The following is a 21,666-nucleotide window of genomic DNA, read 5'->3' on the forward strand; positions in this document are numbered from 1 at the left end:
CACCGACGACGGGGAATGGCTGTGCGAAGCTGGTGGGCGGGCCCCGGAGGTGTCCCGGGGCACGCCTTGGACCGACCGGCCCGGACGCAGGGAAGGCGGAGCGGGCGTGGGAGCCGGGCGATGGCGCAGGGCGGGAAGTGCCCTGCTGCGGGTGACGGCGGTGTGGGCGGTGTCCGCCCTGACGATGCTCGCCCTCGCGGGCGTCCTCCCCGATTTCCAGCTCCAGTCCGACAACGGCGACACCATCACCAAGACCGCGTTCACCGCCGCCTGGGGAGCGGGCGCCTTCGGACTGCTCTCCGCCCTCGTCTGGCCCCTCGTGGTCCGGGCGCTGCTGGTGGTCCCCGCGTTCGTCCTCGGCGCGCTCGTGTTCTTCCTCAACGGCTCCCTGCTGCTCCTGGCCCTCCGGCTGATCCCGGACGGACGCGGCACGGCGAACCCGGAGACCGCCGTGGTCGTCGCGGCGGTGATGTCCGCGGTCGCCTCGGCGGCCTCCACCGCACTCGCCGTCAGGGACGACGACGCCTACCGGCGGCGGCTCTCCCGCCTCGCCGACCGGCGGCGCAAGCGCCTCCCCGGCGACGCCGGGGACGGCCGCGGCGGACCGCCCGGCACCGTCTTCATCCAGCTCGACGGGGTCGGCCACGACGTCCTGACGAGGGCCGCCGCCGGGGGACTGATGCCCACGGTGGCCGGCTGGCTCGCCGACCCCGGCGGACACCGGATCACCCCCTGGCGCACCGACTGGTCCAGCCAGACCGGCGCCAGCCAGCTCGCCCTGCTGCACGGCACCAACCACGACGTGCCCGCCTTCCGGTGGTACGAGAAGGAGACCGGCACCGTGATGGTCTCCAGCCGCCCCGCCAGCGCCCTCGAACTCCAGCGCCGGGCCCTCGCGCGCACCCACGACGGCGGCCTGCTATCCTTCGACGGCGCCAGCCGGGGCAACCTCTTCAGCGGGGGAGCCGACCAGCTCGCCCTCGTCCTGTCGATGGCCGGGCGGCGCGGCAAGGGCCGCAGGTCGCGCGCCGGCTACTTCGCCTACTTCTCCGACCCGGCCAACGCCGTCCGTACCGCCCTCTCCTTCGTCGCCGAGGTCGGCCGGGAGATCGGCCAGTCCACCCGGTCGAGGCTGCGCAAGGAGACCCCGCGCATCAAGCGCGGCGGCCTCTACCCCTTCATACGGGCCTTCGCGACCGTCCTCGAACGCGACGTCGTGGTCGCCGCCGTCATCGGCGACATGTTCGCCGGACGGACCGCCGTCTACGCGGACCTCGTCGCCTACGACGAGGTGGCCCACCACTCGGGGCCGTACAGCCGCGACGCCGACAAGGTCCTCGCCCGGCTCGACCGCTCCCTCGCCCTCATCACCAAGATCACCGAGCACACCCCGCGCGCGTACCGGATCGTGCTCCTCTCCGACCACGGCCAGAGCCTCGGAGAGACCTTCGCCGGACGGTACGGGCTGACGCTGAAGGACCTCGTACGGGCGGGCTGCGGCCTCCCCGTGCCCCGGCGCGCGCAGCGCACCCTCAGCGCCTCCGAGGCCCGCGACGCGGTGCGCATCGCACTCCACCGGCCGGTGCAGGAGACGGAGGCGGAGCCCGCCTCCACCGCGTCCGACCCGGTCGTCCTGGCCTCCGGCAACCTCGGCCTGATCTCCTTCCCCGGCATCGACGGCCGCGCCTCCCGCGAGGAGATCGACCGACGCCACCCGGCCCTGCTCGGCACCCTGGCGAACCACCCGGGGATCGGCTTCCTGCTGGTCCGCAGCGAGCGGCACGGCTCGGTCGTCCTCGGAGCCGGCGGGGCCGAAGTGCCGGTGGCCGAACTGCGCGACGACGAGGGCCCCCTCACCGGCTTCGGCCCCGGCGCGGCGGACGCGATACGCCGCACCGACACCTTCCCGCACGTCGCCGACGTCATGGTGAACTCGATGTACGACCCCGCGACGGACCGGGTGCACGCCTTCGAGGAACAGATCGGCTCGCACGGCGGACTCGGCGGCCCGCAGTCACGGCCGTTCCTGCTGTGGCCCCGCGGGATGACCGACCCGCTCGACGTACTCGCCGCCGAAGCGACGGCGTCCGGTACGGCGGGGGCGGGCACGGCGGCGTCCGGTACGGCCGGGCCGGGCGCCCCGGTCACGGTGCCGCACATCGGCCCGGTCGGCGCCGAGGCCGTCCACCGGGTACTCAGGCGCTGGCTGCGGGAGCCCTCCGGACCCCAGGTGCCGCTGCGCCACGAGGGCGTCGCGGGCCTCCCGTACGCCGACCGGCCGCTGCCGGGCGCGCGGGGCGAGGCGGCCGTGGACACCACGCTGCCGGACCCCGGCGCAGGTACGGTCCACGAGCCGCGCGGCTGACGGCGACACGTACCGCACGGCTGCCGGGCCCGTGCGGCCCGGCACAGCGCTCAGGCCGACTCCCGGCCCACCAGCACCGGCGGGAACACGACGGACGGCGCGGGCGCCTCGGAGGTACGTATCTGCCGCAGCAGCAGCCGGGCCATCTCGGCCGCCATCTCCTCCACCGGCTGGCGCACCGTCGTCAGCGGCGGATCGCAGGCCAGCGCCGCGCTGCTGTCGTCGAACCCCACCACCGCCACGTCGGACGGCACGTCGAGCCCCGCCCGCAGCAGGACCGGCAGGGCGCCCAGCGCCATCAGGTCCGACGCGACGAACACCCCGTCCAGATCGGGACGGTCACCCAGCAGCCGCTTCATCGCCGACGCCCCGCCCGCGTGCGTGAAATCGCCCTCGGCACTCGGTACGTCCGTGATCCCGTGTGCCGCCAGGGCATCCAGGAACCCGCTCAGCCGGGCCCGGCCCGCGGGCCGGTCCTGCGGACCCGCCACCGTCACCAGCCGCCGACGCCCCAGCGCCACCAGATGGTCCGCCGCGAGCCCCGCCCCGGCGTGCTGATCGGCCTCCACGTGCGTGAGCGGCGTGGGCTGCGCCGGCGCGCTCGCCAGCACGGCGGGCAACCGCGTTTCGTGCAGCAGCCCGGGCAACGGGTCGTCGGCGTGCGAGGAGATCAACACCACCCCGTCGACATGTCCTTGCCGCAGGTACGACAGCAACTGCCCCCGGGATACCGCGTCGTCCGCCAGCATCAGCACCATCTGGATGCCCGCCGGACGCAACACGTCCAGCAGACCGGTGACGACCCGCCCGAAGTGCGGGTCGGAGAACATCCGCCCGACGAACGGCTCGGCCACCGTGCGGCGTTCGCGCTCGGAGACCACCAGCGCGATCGAGTCGGTGCGCCGGGTCACCAGCGAACGCGCCGCGCGGTTCGGTACGTACCCCGTGGCGACGACCGCCTCCTCGACGACCTGGCGCAGCACCGGATCGACCGTGGTCGCGCCGTTGATCACCCGGGAGACGGTGGCCCGGGAGACACCGGCCACCGCGGCAACGTCCTCCAGGGTCGCGGGACGCAGGGGAGGTGACACATCGGCAGTCATGCAGCATTTATACCGGGACCGGTGGGGGCCCGGCCCGTGCCCCGGCAGCCGGAGGTGATCTTCGGGGTGGAGGGACCGGCCGGCACCTCCCGCAGGGGCCGTTGTCAGTGGTGGGCGGCAGGATGGTGGCCATGACGAACTCAGCCGTCGCGCTCGCCGACGCCACCGCCTACGCCGCCGCCGTCGAGGAGGCCACCCGCGCCGCCGCCGCGTACTACGCGACGGGGGACAGCGCGCTCGACGACGACGCGTACGACCGCCTGGCGCGCGCGATCGCCGCGTACGAGGCGGCGCACCCCGAGGACGTGCTGGCCGCATCGCCCACCGGCAAGGTCGCGGGCGGCGCGGCGGTCGGGGACGTCCCGCACACGGCTCCGATGCTCTCGCTGGACAACGTCTTCTCCGGCGAGCAGTTCGCGACCTGGACCGTCTCCCTGGAGCGCCGCATAGGCAGACCCGTCGAGGCGTGGAGCGTCGAGCCCAAGCTCGACGGCCTCGCCGTCGCCGCCCGTTACCGCGCGGGCCGGCTGGAGCAGCTCGTCACCCGCGGCGACGGCACCGCCGGCGAGGACGTCTCGCACGCCATCGGGACCGTCCTCGGACTCCCCGAGGAGCTCGCGGCGCCGGTCACCATCGAGCTGCGCGGCGAAATACTCATGACCACCGAGCAGTTCGAGCAGGCCAACACGGTCCGCACCGCCCACGGCGCGTCTCCCTTCGTCAACCCGCGCAATGGCGCCGCGGGCACCCTGCGCGCCAAGGACCGGCCCTACCGCGTCGAGATGACCTTCTTCGCGTACGGGGCGCTCCCGCTCCCGGACTCCGGCGAGCTCGCCGGGCGACTGGCCGAACTGCCGCACAGCGAAGTCCTCGGGTACGTCTCCGGCCTCGGCGTGCACACGGCGGCGGACACCCCGGTCGCCCCGCGCACCCTCGGGACGGTGGAGGACGTACTCGCCCGTGTCGAGGAGATCGGCGCGCTCCGGGCCTCGCTGGCCTTCGGCATCGACGGCATCGTCATCAAGGCGGACCACGCCGCCGACCAGCGCGCCGCGGGCAACGGCACGCGCGCGCCGCGCTGGGCCATCGCGTACAAACTCCCCGCCGTGGAGAAGGTCACCCGGCTGCTCTCCGTCGAGTGGAACGTCGGGCGTACGGGCATCATCGCCCCGCGCGCCGTGCTGGAACCCGTGGAGATCGACGGCTCCACGGTCGGCTTCGCCACCCTGCACAACCCCGCCGACATCACCCGCCGCGACCTGCGCCTCGGCGACATGGTGATGGTCCACAAGGCGGGCGACATCATCCCCCGCGTGGAAGCCCCCGCCGTCCACCTCCGGACGGGGGAGGAGAGGCCGATCGAGTTCCCGGAGGTCTGCCCGCAGTGCGGCTCCGCGATCGACACGAGCGAGCAGCGCTGGCGGTGCGTCCGGGGCCGCGACTGCCGCCTGGTCGCCTCCCTCTCGTACGCCGCCGGACGGGACCAGCTCGACATCGAGGGGCTGGGCGCCACCCGGGTCGTCCAGCTCGTCGAAGCGGGGCTCGTCCAGGACCTCGCCGACCTCTTCACCCTGGAACGCGAGCAGTTGCTCGCCCTGGAGCGCATGGGCGAGACCTCCACGGACAACCTCCTCGCGGCCATCGACACCGCGCGCTCCCGCCCGCTCTCCCGGGTCTTCTGCGCCCTCGGCATACGCGGCACCGGCCGCTCCATGTCCCGCCGCATCGCCCGGTACTTCGCCTCGATGGACAGGATCACCGCCGCCGACGCCGAGACGCTCCAGCGGGTGGACGGCATCGGCACGGAGAAGGCGTCGGCCGTCGTCGCCGAACTGGTGGAACTGGCCCCGCTGATCGAGAAGCTGGTGAAGGCGGGCGTCAACATGACGGAGCCGGGCGCCACTCCGCCGCCGGAGCCGGGCGCGGAGGAATCGGCCGCCGCCACCGCCACCGACGGGGAGGTCAGCCCGGACGGCGACGGCGTGTCGCAACTGCCCCTGGCCGGGATGACCGTCGTGGTCACCGGGGCGATGACCGGAGTGCTGGAGAAGCTCTCCCGCAACCAGATGAACGAACTCGTCGAGCGGGCGGGCGGGAAGTCCTCGTCCAGCGTCTCCGGGCGCACCAGCCTGCTCGTCGCCGGGGAGAAGGCGGGCTCGAAGCGGACCAAGGCGGAAGGCCTCGGCGTACGGATCGCCACGCCGGAGGAGTTCGCCGTACTCGTCGCCACACACCTGGAGGCGGAGGGGGCGGCGTAGAAGGAGATGGCTTGAGCCAGAGGCGCGCCGGTCCGCGCGCGTGGCGGGGGGGTGCTGTGTGGGATGTGGCGCGTGGGGTGGATGGGGTGCTGTGTGGGGTGTGGGTGTCGCGCGTGGGGTGGCGGGTGCTCTGTGGGTGTCGCGCGTGCGGGGGAGGGGCGCTCTGTGGGGCGTGTGCCGCGAGTGCGGTGGACGGCTTCCTGGTGCGCGGTCCTACCTCCCCGTGTCGCTCCACCGGACCTCGCCGTCCAGCACGGTGTCGGTCGCCCGCAGCCCGAGCGCCCGCGCGATGCCCGTCGACGCGGTGTGCCCGGGGCGGATGTACGCGGCCAGCCCGTCCACTCCCCGTGCCCGCAGCCAGGACGCCATGGCGAGCGCTCCCTCGCGTCCGTAGCCCGCACCCTGGTGGTCGACACCGACCACCCACGCGAGCGACGCCTCCACGGCCTCCCCGTTGGGCGGCCTGCGGTACGACGTGGCCTGGACCGTGCCGATCAGTACCCCGTCCGACGTTCTGCGCAGCATCCAGTTCAGCCACCCCTGCGTGCCGTCCGGCGACCGGCCCGCCGACTGGCGGACGTACCGGGCTTCGAGCTGCGCGAGGGTGCTGGGTGACCCGCCGGTCCAGGTGTGGAGCCGGACGTCGTCGAAGAGGGAGACCGCCTCACGCGCGTGTTCCACGGTGAGTGGTTCCAGGGTGAGGCGTGGTGTCGTCAGGGGAACCGCGGTGAGCAGGTGGGGCGGGTGCGTGGGCATCGGCGCACCCTAGCCCGGATCCGCCCCACGGCCCAGCGCGTAGCCGCGCAGGGCCGTGCGGCGGGGGCCGTGTCGGGCCGTGTCCCCGGAGGCCGTCCGGCGGATCATGACCGAGTCGGCGGAGGCCCGGCACGGCGCCCGCCGTCCCGGACCGCCGTCCGGCTGTCCCGAACCGCTGCCCCGGGCTGCCGCACCGGCGGCCCGTACCGCCCGAGAAGGAGCCACGCATGCCCGCCGAACCGCTGACACCCACCGAGATCGAGGCAGGCCTGGGTGAACTGCCCGGATGGAAGCACGAAGGGGGCCGGCTGACGCGTGGTTACCGGCTTCCGTCGCACTTCGCCGCCGCCGCGTTCACCGTGCACGTCGCCCGGATCCAGGACGAACTGAACCATCACTCGGACCTGACGCTCGGCTACAACACCGTCTCCCTCGCCGTGCACACCCATGACGCGGGCGGCGCGGTCACCGCGAAGGACCTCGCCCTGGCCGCCCGGGTGACGGCCGCCGCGACCGCCCACGAGGCCGAGTAGAGGGCTGTCCCGCACCTCCTGCGGGAGGTGCGGGACAGCCTTCAGGGGCGTTCGGGACGAAGGAACACGTCCCGCGGGCGGGCGGCTACAAGCCTGCCTGCCGCCGCAGCAGCCTCCCCGGGAACTGTCCGGTGCAGAACTTGCGCCGCAGGCGCGGGATGACCAACGTGTTGGTGACGGCCGCGGCCGTCACCGCGGCGAAGTAGACGGCGCCTTCGACGAAGTTGCTTCCGCCGGTGTAACCCACCGCGTCCATGGTGGAGCCGGCCACCACGGCGAAGAAGATGCCCATCGGCACGACGAAGGGCAGCGTGGCGACAAAGGTCACCACGTACAGGGCGGGCACGGAGAAGTGGGTGGCGAGGTTGGCCACGGCCAGGAGTTCGACGGCGGCCAGATACAGCCACCTGGGTGCGAGAGACATTGCTCATCCAAGAGGTGGGGCCCGGAGCGGGCACGCTGCGCCAGGTGATGTCCGGTGGATCGGGGCGGTGTTGCCGCCGATGAAGGCACGGTACCTGCTCGGAGACTCTGCCGGATCAGATCGCGTGGATGGGTGGCCGGTTCGTTCCTGAGAGTCCGGCCGAGCTGGAGTGCACTCACGCCAAGGGGTCGAGGCGGAGGTCCGGCCGGTCCGCAGTCGGCCCGGACACGCCGACGGCGTCCCACCGCCGCAGCGGTGGGACGCCGTCGAGCCGGACGCGCGCGTCGGGAGCCGCGCGTCCGGAGAGGTCAGTTGAACTCGGCCGGGTTCGGGCCGAGGCGCTTGCCCTCGTCGAGTGCGGCGAAGGCGGCCAGGTCGTCCGCGTCCAGCTCGAAGTCGAACACGTCGATGTTCTCGGCGATCCGCGACGGCGTCACGGACTTCGGGATGACGACGTTGCCGAGCTGGAGGTGCCAGCGCAGCACCACCTGGGCCGGCGTGCGGCCGTGCTTCTGGGCGACCGCGACGACCGTCGGAACCTCCAGGAGGCCCCGGCCGGAGCCGAGCGGGGACCATGCCTCGGTGGCGATGCCGTGCTTGGCGTGGACGGCACGGGACTCGGCCTGCTGGAGCTGCGGGTGCAGCTCGATCTGGTTGATCACCGGGACCACCGAGGTCTCGCCGATCAGCCGCTCCAGGTGCTCCGGCAGGAAGTTCGAGACGCCGATCGCCTTCGCGCGGCCGTCGGCGTAGATCTTCTCGAAGGCGCGGTACGTGTCGACGTACCGGTCATTCTCGGGCGTCGGCCAGTGGATCAGGTACAGGTCGACGTAGTCCAGGCCCAGCTTGTCCAGCGAGGTGTCGAAGGCCGCCAGCGTGGCGTCGTAGCCCTGGTCGGAGTTCCACAGCTTCGTGGTGACGAAGAGTTCGTCGCGGGCGACACCGGATGCGGCGATGGCCTTGCCCGTGCCCGACTCGTTTCCGTAGATCGCAGCGGTGTCGATGCTGCGGTATCCGGCTTCGATCGCGGTCGTGACCGCCTGCTCCGCCTCGTCGTCCGGCACCTGCCAGACACCGAAACCGAGCTGCGGCATGTCGACGCCGTTGTTGAGGCTGAGGGAGGGGACCTTGCTCACGAGCGGTCGATCCTTACGTCGGTGGTCATTACTCCCGAAGATAACGATCGGCGCGACTGATCCATTCCCGGATCGAGCTTTGTGTCCCCGCACGTGGCGTTGCGGGGCGCGGCACGCCAGGGCAGGGCAGAGCGGGACAGAGCATGACAGGGCAGGGCGCGACGAGCACGCGCTCAGCCGTAGAGGGCGTCCACCTCGATCGAGTACGCCGTCTCGATCGCCCTCCGCCTCAGCTTCAGCGACGGCGTCAGCAGGCCGCGCTCCTCGCTGAACCGGTGGGCCAGGATGCGGAACGTACGGATCGACTCCGCCTGCGAGACCGCGGTGTTGGCGGCCACCACCGCGCGGCGTACCTCCATCTCCAGGTCCGGGTCCCGGACGAGCTCGGCCGGCGGTAGCGGGGCCCGGCCCTGCATCGCGAGCCAGTGGTCCACGGCCTCCTGGTCCAGCGTCACCAGCGCCGCGATGTACGGGCGGTCGTTGCCGACCACGATGCACTGGGCGACGAGCGGGTGCGCCCGCACCCGTTCCTCCAGTCCGGCGGGGGAGACGCTCTTGCCGCCCGACGTCACGAGGATCTCCTTCTTCCTCCCGGTGATCGTCAGATAACCGTCTTCGTCCAGCGCCCCGAGGTCGCCCGTGGCGAGCCAGCCGTCGTGGACCACCGCCGCCGTCGCCTCGGGATTGCCCAGGTACCCCGCGAAAACCTGGCCTCCGTGCACCCAGACCTCGCCGTCCTCGGCGATGTGCACGGTGGTGCCGGGGATGGGCTGGCCCACGGTTCCGTACCTGACCCGGCCGGGCGGGTTGCCCGTCGCGGCGGCGGTGGTCTCGGTGAGCCCGTAGCCCTCGTAGATCTCGATGCCCGCGCCCGCGAAGAACAGTCCCAGCCGGCGTTCCATGCCGGAGCCGCCGGACATCGCGTGCCGTATCCGGCCGCCCATCGCGTCGCGGAACTTCTTGTACACGACCTTGTCGAAGAACTGGTGCTGCATCCGGAGGCCCGCCGACGGGCCGGGGCCGGTGCCGAAGGTCCGCTGCTCCATCGCCTCCGCGTACCGGACGGAGACCTCCACGGCCTTGTCGAACGGGCCGACCCGCCCCTCCGCCTCGGCCCTGCGGCGGGCGCCGTGGAAGAGCTTCTCGAATATGTAGGGGACGGCCAGGACGAACGTCGGCCGGAACGACTCCAGATCCGGCATCAGCGCGTGGGCGGAGAGTTCCGGCTGGTGGGCCAGGGTCACGCGGTTGCGCAGGGAGGCGACCTCGACCATGCGGCCGAAGACGTGCGCGAGCGGCAGGAAGAGCAGGGTGGACGGTTCGTCGCCCGGTCTGGAGCGGAAGACCGGCTCCCACCGCTGGGCCATGGTGTCGGCCTCGAACATCAGGTTGGCGTGGGTGATCAGGCAGCCCTTCGGGCGGCCGGTCGTCCCCGAGGTGTACACGACGGTGGCCACCGAGTCGGGTGTCACCGCACGCCGGTGGCGGTGCACCACCTCGTCGTCGATCCGGGTGCCCGCCTCCATCAGCTCGGCGACCGCGTCTCCGTCGAGCTGCCACAGCCGCTTCAGCCGGGGCAGGCGGTCGATCACCGAACCCACCGTCATGGCGTGGTCCTCGTGCTCGACCATGATCGCGGAGACCTCGGAGTCGTGCAGCATCCACAGGACCTGCTCGGCCGAGGACGTGGGATAGACCGGCACGGACTGGGCGCCCAGGGTCCACAGGGCGAAGTCGAAGAGGGTCCACTCGTACCGCGTACGGGACATGAGGGCGACCCGGTCGCCGAACCGGATGCCGTGTGCCACGAGCCCCCGCGCGAGCGCCAGCACCTCGTCGCGGAAGGCTTCGGCGGTGACATCCTGCCACTGCCCGTCCGCGTCCTTCCGGCCGAACGACACCCGTTGCGGATCATCGTGCGCCTGTTCGAAGACGGTATCGGCGAGGCCCCCGACCGGACGTCGTGCGGCTGCCATGGGTGGGACGGTGAACTCGCGCAATGACCTGCTCCTTACGGCGCTCCGCACAGCGCCGCGACGCTACCCCAACCCGGGGGCCCTTGGGAGGGGAAAGGGCCCGCCCGCACGGACCCCGAGCGCCCGGCATACGTCGAAATCCGGCCAGATGGGCAAGGCTCGGGCGGACTTCTGACCCTGGAGTAAGCACGCGCCGCCCTTTCTGCACAGAATCTGTACAGGTGGGAGCCCCGCGCATGTGCCGTGGAGGCCGCCGCGCGTGCACCGGTGAAGGGTGCCCCGCATCCCCCGCATCCCCGCCGTCGCGAGGCGGTTCCGTGCCTCAGACCGGTGCGTCGCCCGGACCGCCGAACCCCCGGTGCAGCCGGTCCCCGCCGGCCAGGATCGCGGCGGCCAGGGCGTCCGCCGCCTCCGGCGAGCCGCCCCGGCGGTGGCCGTGCAGCAGGACGAAGTCGACGTCGCCGAGGTCCGGCAGCCCGGCCCTCACCGGCACCTCCACCAGTCCCGGCGGGATCAGACCCCGGGTGTGCGCCATCACGCCCAGCCCGGCGCGGGCCGCCGCGATCAGTCCGCTGAGGCTGGAGCTCGTGCACGCCAGCCGCCAGGACCTGCCGTGCCGCTCCAGCACTTCCAGCGCGCGCGCCCGGGTGATGCCGGGCGGCGGGAACACGATCAGCGGCAACGGCCGCTCCGGGTCGATCCGCAGCTGCGGCGCCCCGATCCAGGTCAGTGCGTCCCGTCCGACGAGCTCTCCATGGGTGTCGCCGGTCCGCCGCTTCGCCAGCACCAGGTCCAGCCGGCCGGCCGCGAGCGACTGGTGGAGCGAGCCGGACAGCTCCACGGTCAGCTCCAGGTCGACCTCCGGGTGCTCCTTGCGGAAGCCCTCCAGGATCTCCGGCAGCTGGGTCAGTACGAAGTCCTCCGAGGCACCGAAGCGCAGCCGGCCGCGCAGCCGGGTCCCGGCGAAGAACGCGGAGGCGCGTTCGTGCGCCCGCAGGATCGTGCCGGCGAACCCGAGCATCGCCTCGCCGTCCTCCGTGAGATCCACCCGGTGGGTGTCCCGGGTGAACAGCTGCCGGCCGGTGGCCTCCTCCAGCCGCCGCACGTGCTGGCTCACCGTGGACTGCCGGACGCCGAGCCGCCGGGCGGCCTGGGTGAAGCTCAGGGTCTGGGCGACCGCCAGGAAGGTACGGAGCTGTGCGGGGTCGTACATGGAGGCAGGCTATCGCGATCCGTGATGACAGTGAGTTCGGTATGCGGGTTTCCCGATGGGGGCGGCCAGGAGCAGAATGGCGACTGTATACATTCGACCGTGAGACGAACGTGGAGCACATGAGCCCCCGCACCCTGAGGCTGCCGTCCTGGCTGCCCGTCGACCCGTACATCCTGGCGCTCATCGGGACAGTCGTGGTCGCCGCGCTGCTCCCCGCGTCGGGCACCGCCGCCGACGTGGCGGGCGACACCTCCACCGCCGCGGTCGCGTTCCTCTTCTTCCTCTACGGCTCCCGGCTCTCCACGGCCGAGGCGATGGACGGCCTCCGCCACTGGCGGCTCCACCTGACCGTGCTCTGCTCCACCTTCGTGGTCTTCCCGCTGCTGGGGCTGGCGAGCAAGGGCCTCGTTCCCTTCGTCCTGAGCCCGCAGCTCCAGTCCGGGTTCCTCTTCCTCTGCCTGGTGCCGTCCACGATCCAGTCGTCGATCGCCTTCACCTCGATCGCGCGCGGGAACGTCCCCGCGGCGATCTGCGCGGGCTCCTTCTCCAGCATCGCGGGGATCGTGATCACCCCGTTGCTCGCCGCCCTGCTGCTCGGCGGCTCCGCCGGAGGCTTCTCCGCCGACTCGCTGGTGAAGATCGTCCTGCAGCTGTTCGTCCCCTTCGTCGTGGGACAGCTGCTGCGCCGCTGGACCAGTGGCTTCCTCGGCCGCCACAAGAAGATCCTGGGCTACGTCGACCGCGGCTCGATCCTGCTCGTCGTCTACACCGCCTTCAGCGAGGGCATGGTCGCCGGCATCTGGCACCAGGTGACCCCGCTGCGGCTCGTCGCGCTGCTGGCCGCCGAGGCGGTCCTGCTGGCCGTCATGCTGGCGGTCACCTGGTACGGAGCCAAGCGGCTCGGCTTCGACCGCGCCGACCGGATCGCCATCCAGTTCGCCGGATCGAAGAAGAGCCTGGCGTCCGGGCTGCCGATGGCCAGCGTCCTGTTCGGCGCGCACGCGAGCCTCGCCGTCCTGCCGCTGATGCTCTTCCACCAGATGCAGCTGATGGTCTGCGCGGTCATCGCCAAGCGCCGCTCCCGCGACCCCGAGGAGCCCGTACAGCCGGTCGCCGGTGTCGCCGCCCCGAGCGAGGCGGCCACCGCGAGCTGACGGGCGGGCGTGACGGGCGGGAGTGACGGGCGGGGCCTCGGAGAACCGGGGCCCCGCCCGCCGTTTCCGGGTGCACGTACGCGGTGCCGATCCCGGCCCGTACAGCGGGCGGCGTCAGCCTCCGGCGACCGGGGCCTCCAGCGCGATCCGGTGCTCGCCCGCGTACACGTTCATCGACGGCCCCCGCAGGAAACCGACCAGGGTCAGCCCGCTCTCCGCCGCCAGGTCGACGGCGAGCGACGACGGCGCCGACACCGCCGCCAGGACCGGAATCCCGGCCATCACCGCCTTCTGCGCGAGCTCGAACGAGGCCCGGCCCGACACCAGCAGCACCGACCGCGACAACGGCAGCCGGTCGTCCGTCAGCGCCCGCCCGACCAGCTTGTCGACCGCGTTGTGACGGCCGACGTCCTCCCGGATGTCCAGCAGCTCGCCCTCCTCGGAGAAGAGCGCGGCGGCGTGCAGCCCGCCGGTCCGGTCGAAGACCCGCTGCGCCGCGCGGAGCCGGTCCGGCAGGGCCGAGAGCAGCTCCGGGGTGACCCGTACCGGGGGCTCGTCGGCGACCGGATGCCGGGTCGTGGTCCGTACCGCGTCGAGACTGGCCTTGCCGCAGAGGCCGCACGAGGACGTCGTGTACACATTGCGTTCGAGGGTGATGTCCGGGACCACTACGCCCGGCGTCAGCTGCACGTCCACCACGTTGTACGTGTTGACGCCGTCCGCCGTCGCACCGGCGCAGTAGACGATCGACCGGACCTCGGACCCGGCGCCGATGACCCCCTCGCTGACCAGGAACCCCGCCGCCAGCGCGAAATCGTCGCCCGGGGTGCGCATCGTGATGGCGAGCGGCTTGCCGTTGAGACGGATCTCCAGCGGCTCCTCGGCGACGAGCGTGTCGGCACGGCTCGACACCGCCCCGTCCCGGATGCGGAGAGTGCGTCGTCGCTCGGTGACCCGTCCCATGGCTCAGACCCGATTCCTGTACGTGGGGAGGCCTCGGCGGCCCTTGCGCGGCGGAGGCAGCCGCCCTCCCGGCCGTCGCGCGGCCGCGGTCACCTTCACCATCTCATGGTCCGCTACACGTGCCGCGGGCCGCAGGGTCCCCCGCCCCCGCACACTCAGGTCCCGTTCTCCGTACCGCGCACGGCCCGACGCGGACGGGTAGCCCTGCCGTCCCGCACGGCAAGGAACCTGACGGCCCGGCAGTACGGGGAACGGCCCGGCGGTACGGGGAGCGGCGGGCCGGGCGGGGATCGGCAGGGGCAGGACGGGGAGCGGCCCGGCAGTACGGGGAGCGGTCCGGCACCGCCCGTCCGGAGCAGGTCTGTCGCCAAGGCTCCAACCCGCGGTCCGTATTCCTGTCGGATCACGTGCCCCCGTACCGGGCGGTAGCGACCAAGACTGGATGGTTCCTGCCATACGTAGCGAGGGGAACCCGTACATGACCGGCTCACGTGTCGTGGCGCTCGGCCACTACCAGCCCGCGAAGGTGCTGACCAACGACGACCTTGCCGCCATGGTCGACACCAGCGACGAGTGGATCACCAGCCGCGTCGGCATCCGGACCCGTCATGTGGGAGGTCCGGACGAGCCGGTGGACGAACTGGCCGCGCACGCCGCCGCCAAGGCGCTCGCGACGGCCGGACTCCAGGCCTCCGACATCGACCTCGTCCTCGTCGCGACCTCCACCGCCATCGACCGCTCGCCCAGCATGTCGGCGCGGGTCGCCGCCCGGCTGGGCATGGGCTCCCCTGCGGTGATGGACATCAACGTGGTCTGCTCGGGCTTCACCCACGCACTCGCCACGGCCGACCACGCGATCCGCGCCGGAGCGGCCACCCGCGCGCTGGTCATCGGCGCCGACAAGATGGGCGACATCGCCGACTGGACCGACCGCAGTACCTGCGTCCTGGTCGGCGACGGAGCGGGCGCCGCCGTGGTCGTGGCGGACCCGGGGGAGAGCGGAGCGCCGGGCATCGGCCCCGTGCTGTGGGGCTCGGTCCCCGAGATGGGCAACGCCGTACGCATCGAGGGGACGCCGCCCCGCTTCGCCCAGGAGGGCCAGTCCGTCTACCGCTGGGCCACCACGCAACTGCCGCCGATCGCGCGCCGGGTGTGCGAGAAGGCGGGGATCGTCCCCGAGGACCTGGCGGCCGTCGTACTCCACCAGGCCAACCTCAGGATCATCGAACCGGTGGCCCGCAAGATCGGCGCCGTCAACGCGGTCATCGCCCGGGACGTGGTGGACTCCGGCAACACCTCCGCGGCGTCCATCCCCATGGCCCTGTCCAAGCTGGTGGAACGGGGGGAGATCGAGAGCGGCGCGCCCGTCCTGCTCTTCGGCTTCGGCGGCAACCTCTCCTACGCCGGCCAGGTCATCCTCTGTCCGTGAGACAGATCTGTTCCTGCGGATCTTGATCGGTAGACTGTAGACGATAAGCAATTACTCGCCGCCCGGAGGGGGAGCGCGATGTTGTTCGACGGACTGCCGCAGGGGGCTGTGCCCAAGCTGGAACGACCTGGCCCGCTGCGTGAACGCGTGTACGACGCGCTGCTCGAACTCATCACCATCCGCGCTCTCCAGCCCGGTCAGCATCTGGTGGAGAGCGAGCTGGCCGGCCAACTCGGCGTGTCCCGGCAGCCGGTACGCGAGGCGCTCCAGAGGCTCAACACCGAGGGCTGGGTCGATCTGCGCCCCGCGCAGGGCGCGTTCGTGCACGAGCCGACCGAGGAGGAGGCCGACCAGCTGCTCTCGGTCCGCACCCTCCTGGAGGCCGAGGCCGGCCGGCTGGCCGCCGCCCACGCGGACGCCGACGGCGTCGCGGCGCTGGAGGCGCTCTGCGACCGGGGCGAGGCGGCGGTCGCCGAGGACGACGTGGACCTCGCGGTCGCGCTGAACGCCGAATTCCACGACAAGGTCATGGAGTTGGCCGGGAACGTCGTGCTCTCCGCGCTCGCCGCCCAGGTCGGTCGCCGGGTCCGCTGGTACTACACCCCGGTGGCCCGCCGACGGGGGAAGCAGTCCTGGATCGAGCACCGTGAGCTGATCGCCGCCATCGCCACCCGCGACGAGCGGCGCGCCACGGAAGCCATGAGGGCGCACACCGAGCACACCCGCCGGACGTACCACCAGCGCGAAAAGGGCTGACCCCGGCTTTTGCGGTCCCGCGGTCCCCGGCCCCTGGCACGGCCGGGTGGCCGGGGCGGTCCGGCACGGGTGGCCGGGTGGCCGGGGCGGCTCGGGCGCGTGGCGGTCGGCCCCGTCAGCCGATGCCCTTCCGGTCCGGGACCAGCGCGAACGTCCGTTCGGCGTGCTCCGGCGAGGTCCGCTCCACTGCCAGGACCAGGAGCGCGCGGTGCCTGAGCAGTGGCGCCGCGCGCCCCTCGGGCACGAACAGCAGCAGGTCGTCCAGGCCGGCCAGCAGCCGCCTGACGACCTGCGGTCCCCCCGCCTCTGGCACACACCGCCTGACCTCCTCGAACGCCAGATCCACCAGGTCGGTCCAGTCCGGCGTCTCCACCACGAGCCGCACCTCGCCCCGGTGGTCGCGGTGGCGCACCGTACCGAGCGGCCGGTCCGCGTACGCCGCCAGGAGCTGCACCGTCCGGTCCAGGCACTGCACCGCGGTGGTCGGGTCGTTCACGGCGGCGGACAGGGCGTGCAGCGCGATGTCCGTGAGCTGCCGCAGCCCGAACGACGGATCGCGCCGCAGCGTGCGCTCGACACCCACCGACACGGCGTCGCCCGGGACGGAGCCGGTACCGGCTCCGGGTCCCGTGTCCTCGTTGCCGTGCACCGCGAGCAGCGGCATTCCCGGCACAAGGAAGTCCCCCATGCGGGGGAGCAGCCGCAGCACCGCCCCGCGCCGCCGCGCCACCCGTACGAGCAGCGCCACGTCCACGTCCCGCAGTACCCCTGCCCGACCCCCGTACGCCACCCTGCCGGTCTCCGGCGGCAGCGGCGGCGGACCGGGAGATCCGACGGCCCCCTCGCGGTTCTCCTCCCTCGGCTGGTGCGCCAGCGCCCGCAGCGAGTCGCGGGCGATCCGGTCGACGACCGGGCCGACCTGGAGCAGCCGCAGGGTCGACGACACATAGGTGATGAAGAGCAGCAGGCTCAGGGCGACCATCGCCAGGGTCAGCAGACTCTGCAGCACCGGCACCGAGGTCAGCCGCGGGATCTCGGTCTCGCTCTCGTACGAGGTCAGGACCAGCAGCGAGAACACGAAGGTCGCCAGGAACACCGTCAGAGTGAGCTTGGTGATCCGGCTCCTTACGAAGATCCGGACGATGCGCGGCGTCAGCTGCCCGCTCGCCATCTGCACGGCCACCAGCGAGATGCTGAAGACGACACCGATGAAGGTCATCATCGCCGCGCTGACGGTGGTGACGACCGTACGCGCGTCGTTGGCGAAGGAGGCGAGATCGCCCAGCTCCCGGTACGCCTTGTCGACCCGCAGGTGCGCGACGATCGCCGAATCCAGCGAGGAGACCCCCCACCAGAGGAGGAAGGCGCCCAGGAGCCCCGCGGCCGGAGCGAACCAGAAGGTGTCCCGGAGGTGCTCGCGCAGGTCCGAGAGGGCGAAAGGGCGCAGGTGGTACCGGACGTTCATGACCGCGAAGGTAGCCCGCGCGACGGTGGGTGCGGGTCCGGTGACACACCGTGAAGAATCGTGCCCGGCGACCCCGGAATCGGTCCCCGCGGCGCCCCGCACCGCACTGACCACGGGAAACATGGTGATCGGAGCCCCAAACCCCTGGTATTGTTTTCTTTGTCGCCGCGGGAAACACACCGCGAACGACAGACACCTTGTCCGGGTGGCGGAATGGCAGACGCGCTAGCTTGAGGTGCTAGTGCCCTTTATCGGGCGTGGGGGTTCAAGTCCCCCCTCGGACACCAGCAGAAAGACCCCAGTGAACCTGGGGTCTTTCGCGTTTTCGGGGAATGGGCGCTAGGGCTCGACGGCCTCCGTACTGACCGCGGTTGCTTGACCGAGGAGACGGCTGCCGGGCGCGGCCGGATCGCGCCGCTGGCCGCCGACATCACCGCCGAGGGCGGGCCCGGCCGGATCGTCCGGGCCGTGATCAAGGCCCACGGCCGGCTGGACGTACTGGTCGACAACGGCGCGCTGCGGCACTACGAGCAGGCGGGACTGATCTTCTCCGGGCGGGCCCACAACGGCTACCGCGTCTTCGGCGAACGGGCCGTGGTGAGGGTCCGCAACATCCGCCATCTGCTGGCCGCCGGGCTCACCCTGGACGACGTGCGCGTGTTCCTGCCGTGTCTGGACGGTGATGTGGCCGCCGCACCGCCCTCGGAAATGGGTCTGTGTGTCGCGCTGGAGCGGCTGGCCGTCCTCGACGCACGGATTGCCGGCCAGACCGAGGCGCGCGACCGGCTGGAAGCCGCACTCCGGGAGCGGGCCGGTGATCGGGCCCGCCCCGTGGTCTGACTCCGGTCGACCCGCGCCCACTTCCGAGGGTGAAGGGCCGGTGGAACAGGGCGAGGCGGTCCCGGGCGCGCAGGACCCGCGCCTGGCTGCCGGGCGTATCCGGTCGTGAGCGGGCGGGGGTTTCGGCGAAGTCCCATGCGCCGGAAGGGGGTTCAGGAAGTCCGTACGCCATACCCCTTGCTCAATGGTCAAGAATCGTTGACCATTGCTCGCATGCCAACCGATGAGCCTCCAGGGGCGTTTCACGTCACGACGGACGAGCAGTTGCGCGCCGTCTCCAATCTCACGCGCCACCGGATCATGGCCGCCCTCCGCTTCGAGCCCGCGACGATCACGCAGATCGCCGAGCGGGTGGGTCTCGCGAAGGGGAGTTCCAGCTACCACGTAAGGCTGCTGGAGCGGGCCGGCCTGGTGAAGGTGGTACGGACACGGAAGGTCCGGGGGGTCACCGAGCGGTACTACGCCATGGCCGCTCGGGAGATCGTGCTGCCGGACCCGGGTCAGGGAGAACCGGACGCGCTGATGCGCCACGCGGTGGCGGACCTGGAGGCGTCGCCGGTGGGCGGTGAGCGGCACATCGGGATGGCCCATCTGCGGCTCACCGGCGAGCAGTTCACGGAGCTGGGGGCGCGGTTGCAGGCGCTGGCGGAGGAGTACCGGGAGCTGTCCGATCCGTCGCTGCCCGACGCGTCGTTCGTCTTCGCGCTGTTCCACCCGGCGCCGCGCGAGCAGGCGGCCGAGGGGAGCGACAAGTGAGCGTGGAAAAAGGCAAGTTGCCGAACGGGTTCGGTCGGCTGTGGACCGCGCAGACGGTGTCCTCGCTCGGTGACGGGGTGTCGCACGCCGCGCTGCCGCTGATCGCGTTGACGTTGACGCGGGACCCGATGGCGCTCGCCGTCGTCACGGCCGCCGGGACGCTGCCGTGGCTGCTCTTCGGGGTGCTCGGCGGTGCGCTGGTGGACCGCTGGGACCGCCGCCGCACGATGTGGGTCACCGACGCGGCACGCGCGGCGTTACTCGCGATACCGGCGGTGGCGGCCGCGCTCGACGTGCTGAGCATTCCGCTGCTCGCGTCCGTCGCCTTCCTGCTCGGGCTCGGCGGACTCTTCTTCGACACGGCTGCCACGGCCTATCTGCCGGATCTGCTCGGCCGCGACCCCGCACACCTGGAACGCGCCAACTCCCGCCTGCGCGGCGCCCAGACGGCCATGTCCGGCTTCGCGGGGCCGCCCGCCGGGAGTGCGCTGCTCGCACTGGGACGGGCGGTACCGCTGCTCGCCGACGCGATGTCGTTCCTGCTCTCCGCCCTGCTGGTCCGTACGCTGCCCGCCACGCCCCCGCCCGTGCCGGAGGTCCGCGAGTCGCTGCTCCGGCAGGCGCGGGCCGGGGCCTCGTACGTCTTCCACGACCGGTTGCTGCTCGGGCTCGCGCTCCGCCCTGCGGTCGGGAACGTCGCCTTCATCGCCGTGGAGACCGTCCTCGCCCTGTTCGCCCACGAGCGCCTCGGCATCGACACCTACGGCTTCGGGCTGCTCCTCACGGCGGAGGCAACCGGTGGTCTGCTCGGCGCGGGCATCGCCTCCTGGCTCGGCCGACGTCTCGGCACCGGCACCGCGCTGACCTGCACGGCCGCCGTCGAAGGGCTTGCCGTCCTGGGCCTGGCCGCTGCCCCGAACCCGTACGCGGCCGGCCTGGCGCTCGCCGTCTGCGGGGCCGGTATGGGCGCCACGATGGTGCTCGCGCCCTCCCTGCGGCAGGCGATCGTCCCGCCCCACCTCATGGGCCGGGTCGCCTCCACCTCCCGCATGCTGGCCATGTGCGCCGCCCCCGTCGGGGCTTTCGCCGGCGGCTGGCTGGCCACCGCCTACGACATCCGCACCCCGCTCTACTCCGCCGCAGGCCTGCTCCTGGCGATGACGGCCGTCACGGCGACCATGACCAGCAACCGCCGGGTCGAAGCGGCGCTGCGTGCCGCCGTCCCGGCCGGCGGAACGGATCACCCGGCATCCGGGGACCATGTCCTGGAGCGCGCGCCTGACGTGGCGTGACGCGCTCGCGGCAGGCGCCACGAGGCGCGGCGGTCCATCTCCGGGCTCGTGCTGCCCCGGGCCCTCCTCGTCAGGGCAGCTCCGCCGCCTGCGGTGTGCTTCCCACCGGGAGAACGGACGCCATGCCGAGCCCGGCCTCCGCGGCCAGGGGCGTGAGCGCAGGTGGCGGCGGCGACTGGGTCCGCTGCTGCGGGAGTACCGGGCGCAGGGTGCGGGGGCCGGGGACCACCGCGTAGTCGGAGCCGAGGAAGTCCGGGGTCAGCTCGCCGGGGTCGTCGCCGAGGGCGAGGCGCACGGCTGCCCACGGCACGTTGAGTCCGCACTGGGAGAGCTGGTGCAGGCCACCGGCGGGGCGGGTGTTGACATCCATCAGCACGGGCTCGCCCGCGTGCATGCGGAACTGGATGTTCGTCAGCCAGTGCAGACCGAAGGACCGGGCGATCAGACGGGCCGGCTCGATCCACGCGGGGTCGAGCGTGAAGCCGCGCCGTCGGCCGTTCTTCGTACGGCCCACCGCCAGGCGGACCTCTCCGTCAGGGCCGGTGAGGCAGTCGACGGAGACCTCCGGCTCGTCCAGGCGCGGCATGACGAGCCAGTCGACGGACCGCTCGGTGCGCCGCAGCGCCCGGGTCACCAGCTCCAACGGCACGTAGGGGCTGGGGAATCCGGTCAGGTGCAGCATGGAGAACGGCGCCCGGGTGATGATCCGGAACCCGACGCCCCCTTCGCCGCCGGTCGGCTTGAAGCACGCCTTGCCGCCGTCCGCCTCGATGGCGTCCACCGCCGCGAGGAGTTGCGCCTCGTCACGCACCCGCCACCACGGCGGCACCGGGGCGCCGACCCGCCGCACGGTCTCGTACGCCAGCGCCTTGTTCGCGAAGAGGCCGATCGCCTCGGCGGGCGGCGCGAGCAGCGTCGTCCCGAGGGCCGCGAAGTCCTCGCGGTGCGCGGCCAGAGCCGCCTGGTGGAGGACGGGGACGAACACGTCGATGCCCCGCCGCGCGCACTGGTCCAGCGCGTACTCGACGTACGCGGCGGGCGACAGGTTCTCCGGCTCCGGCGCCGAGGTGTCGGCCGCCGCGAGCACCGGGGAGTCCGGGTCGGCGTGCGTGGCGTGGATGTCGACGGGACGGCCCTGCGGATTGCGCCGCAACTGATCGATGAAGAACACGTTCTCCGCGTACGTGCGGTTGAGCCAGACGCGTACGGGAGAGACCATGCAGGCCGCCTTCGGGGTCGCGGACACG

General features: G+C 72.5%; 18 protein-coding genes and 1 tRNA gene. 10 read left to right on the forward strand and 9 right to left on the reverse strand.

Annotation, left to right across the window (positions count from 1 at the left end):
• Positions 1–106 precede the first annotated feature (106 nt).
• On the forward strand, positions 107–2,365 hold the full coding sequence (locus ACWCWD_RS13535; RefSeq protein ID WP_450772651.1) for a phage holin family protein: 2,259 nt from the start codon (positions 107–109) through the stop codon (positions 2,363–2,365).
• 50 nt (positions 2,366–2,415) lie between these two features.
• Here the strand turns inward: ACWCWD_RS13535 and ACWCWD_RS13540 are convergent, their stop codons facing one another.
• Complete coding sequence (locus ACWCWD_RS13540; protein ID WP_450772653.1) at positions 2,416–3,468, reverse strand: LacI family DNA-binding transcriptional regulator; 1,053 nt, start codon at positions 3,466–3,468, stop codon at positions 2,416–2,418.
• 122 nt (positions 3,469–3,590) lie between these two features.
• Between ACWCWD_RS13540 and ligA the strand changes: the two genes are divergently transcribed.
• Positions 3,591–5,726 carry an NAD-dependent DNA ligase LigA gene (gene ligA / locus ACWCWD_RS13545; RefSeq protein ID WP_450772654.1) on the forward strand — a complete coding sequence of 712 codons (2,136 nt, stop codon included), beginning with the start codon at positions 3,591–3,593 and terminating at the stop codon, positions 5,724–5,726.
• A 213-nt stretch (positions 5,727–5,939) separates the two neighbouring features.
• Here ligA and ACWCWD_RS13550 read toward each other — a convergent pair whose 3' ends face one another.
• A complete protein-coding gene (locus ACWCWD_RS13550; protein ID WP_450772656.1) occupies positions 5,940–6,482 on the reverse strand; it encodes a GNAT family N-acetyltransferase in 543 nt (180 codons plus the stop codon).
• A gap of 227 nt (positions 6,483–6,709) precedes the next feature.
• Between ACWCWD_RS13550 and ACWCWD_RS13555 the strand changes: the two genes are divergently transcribed.
• Positions 6,710–7,015: a 4a-hydroxytetrahydrobiopterin dehydratase gene (locus tag ACWCWD_RS13555; RefSeq protein ID WP_450772657.1), complete on the forward strand. Its 306-nt coding sequence runs from the start codon at positions 6,710–6,712 to the stop codon at positions 7,013–7,015.
• A gap of 85 nt (positions 7,016–7,100) precedes the next feature.
• Here ACWCWD_RS13555 and ACWCWD_RS13560 read toward each other — a convergent pair whose 3' ends face one another.
• The 4 genes from ACWCWD_RS13560 to ACWCWD_RS13575 form a co-directional block, all read right to left on the reverse strand.
• Positions 7,101–7,439, reverse strand: a complete 339-nt coding sequence (locus ACWCWD_RS13560; RefSeq protein WP_450772658.1) for a hypothetical protein — start codon at positions 7,437–7,439, stop codon at positions 7,101–7,103.
• Positions 7,440–7,747: 308 nt separating this feature from the next.
• Positions 7,748–8,575: an aldo/keto reductase gene (locus ACWCWD_RS13565; protein ID WP_450772659.1), complete on the reverse strand. Its 828-nt coding sequence runs from the start codon at positions 8,573–8,575 to the stop codon at positions 7,748–7,750.
• A gap of 173 nt (positions 8,576–8,748) precedes the next feature.
• A complete protein-coding gene (locus tag ACWCWD_RS13570; protein WP_450772661.1) occupies positions 8,749–10,551 on the reverse strand; it encodes an AMP-dependent synthetase/ligase in 1,803 nt (600 codons plus the stop codon).
• 322 nt (positions 10,552–10,873) lie between these two features.
• Positions 10,874–11,764: a LysR substrate-binding domain-containing protein gene (locus ACWCWD_RS13575; protein WP_450772663.1), complete on the reverse strand. Its 891-nt coding sequence runs from the start codon at positions 11,762–11,764 to the stop codon at positions 10,874–10,876.
• Between the two features lie 119 nt (positions 11,765–11,883).
• On the opposite strand from ACWCWD_RS13575, the gene ACWCWD_RS13580 reads away from it, so the two are divergent.
• Complete coding sequence (locus tag ACWCWD_RS13580) at positions 11,884–12,918, forward strand: bile acid:sodium symporter family protein (protein WP_450772664.1); 1,035 nt, start codon at positions 11,884–11,886, stop codon at positions 12,916–12,918.
• A 114-nt stretch (positions 12,919–13,032) separates the two neighbouring features.
• Here the strand turns inward: ACWCWD_RS13580 and fdhD are convergent, their stop codons facing one another.
• Positions 13,033–13,881, reverse strand: a complete 849-nt coding sequence (gene fdhD, locus ACWCWD_RS13585) for a formate dehydrogenase accessory sulfurtransferase FdhD (protein WP_450772666.1) — start codon at positions 13,879–13,881, stop codon at positions 13,033–13,035.
• Positions 13,882–14,359: 478 nt separating this feature from the next.
• Between fdhD and ACWCWD_RS13590 the strand changes: the two genes are divergently transcribed.
• Positions 14,360–15,310 (forward strand): beta-ketoacyl-ACP synthase III, encoded by a 951-nt coding sequence (locus tag ACWCWD_RS13590; RefSeq protein ID WP_450772668.1) that lies wholly within the window; start codon positions 14,360–14,362, stop codon positions 15,308–15,310.
• A gap of 78 nt (positions 15,311–15,388) precedes the next feature.
• The gene (locus tag ACWCWD_RS13595; protein WP_450772670.1) at positions 15,389–16,066 is read left to right on the forward strand and encodes a GntR family transcriptional regulator; all 678 of its coding nucleotides are present in this window, start codon (positions 15,389–15,391) and stop codon (positions 16,064–16,066) included.
• Between the two features lie 115 nt (positions 16,067–16,181).
• Here the strand turns inward: ACWCWD_RS13595 and ACWCWD_RS13600 are convergent, their stop codons facing one another.
• On the reverse strand, positions 16,182–17,531 hold the full coding sequence (locus tag ACWCWD_RS13600; protein ID WP_450772671.1) for a DUF2254 domain-containing protein: 1,350 nt from the start codon (positions 17,529–17,531) through the stop codon (positions 16,182–16,184).
• A 199-nt stretch (positions 17,532–17,730) separates the two neighbouring features.
• On the opposite strand from ACWCWD_RS13600, the gene ACWCWD_RS13605 reads away from it, so the two are divergent.
• From ACWCWD_RS13605 to ACWCWD_RS13620, 4 genes are all read left to right on the forward strand, one after another.
• Positions 17,731–17,818 (forward strand) — tRNA-Leu (locus ACWCWD_RS13605).
• Positions 17,819–17,999: 181 nt separating this feature from the next.
• The gene (locus tag ACWCWD_RS13610; RefSeq protein WP_450772719.1) at positions 18,000–18,371 is read left to right on the forward strand and encodes a MerR family transcriptional regulator; all 372 of its coding nucleotides are present in this window, start codon (positions 18,000–18,002) and stop codon (positions 18,369–18,371) included.
• Between the two features lie 213 nt (positions 18,372–18,584).
• Complete coding sequence (locus ACWCWD_RS13615) at positions 18,585–19,127, forward strand: ArsR/SmtB family transcription factor (RefSeq protein WP_450772673.1); 543 nt, start codon at positions 18,585–18,587, stop codon at positions 19,125–19,127.
• A gap of 17 nt (positions 19,128–19,144) precedes the next feature.
• On the forward strand, positions 19,145–20,419 hold the full coding sequence (locus ACWCWD_RS13620) for an MFS transporter (protein WP_450772721.1): 1,275 nt from the start codon (positions 19,145–19,147) through the stop codon (positions 20,417–20,419).
• A 70-nt stretch (positions 20,420–20,489) separates the two neighbouring features.
• On the opposite strand, the gene ACWCWD_RS13625 is transcribed toward ACWCWD_RS13620, so the two are convergent.
• Positions 20,490–21,638 carry an ATP-grasp domain-containing protein gene (locus ACWCWD_RS13625; RefSeq protein WP_450772675.1) on the reverse strand — a complete coding sequence of 383 codons (1,149 nt, stop codon included), beginning with the start codon at positions 21,636–21,638 and terminating at the stop codon, positions 20,490–20,492.
• Between the last annotated feature and the right edge of the window lie 28 nt (positions 21,639–21,666).

It is taken from the genome of Streptomyces sp. NPDC001493, from assembly GCF_053597235.1.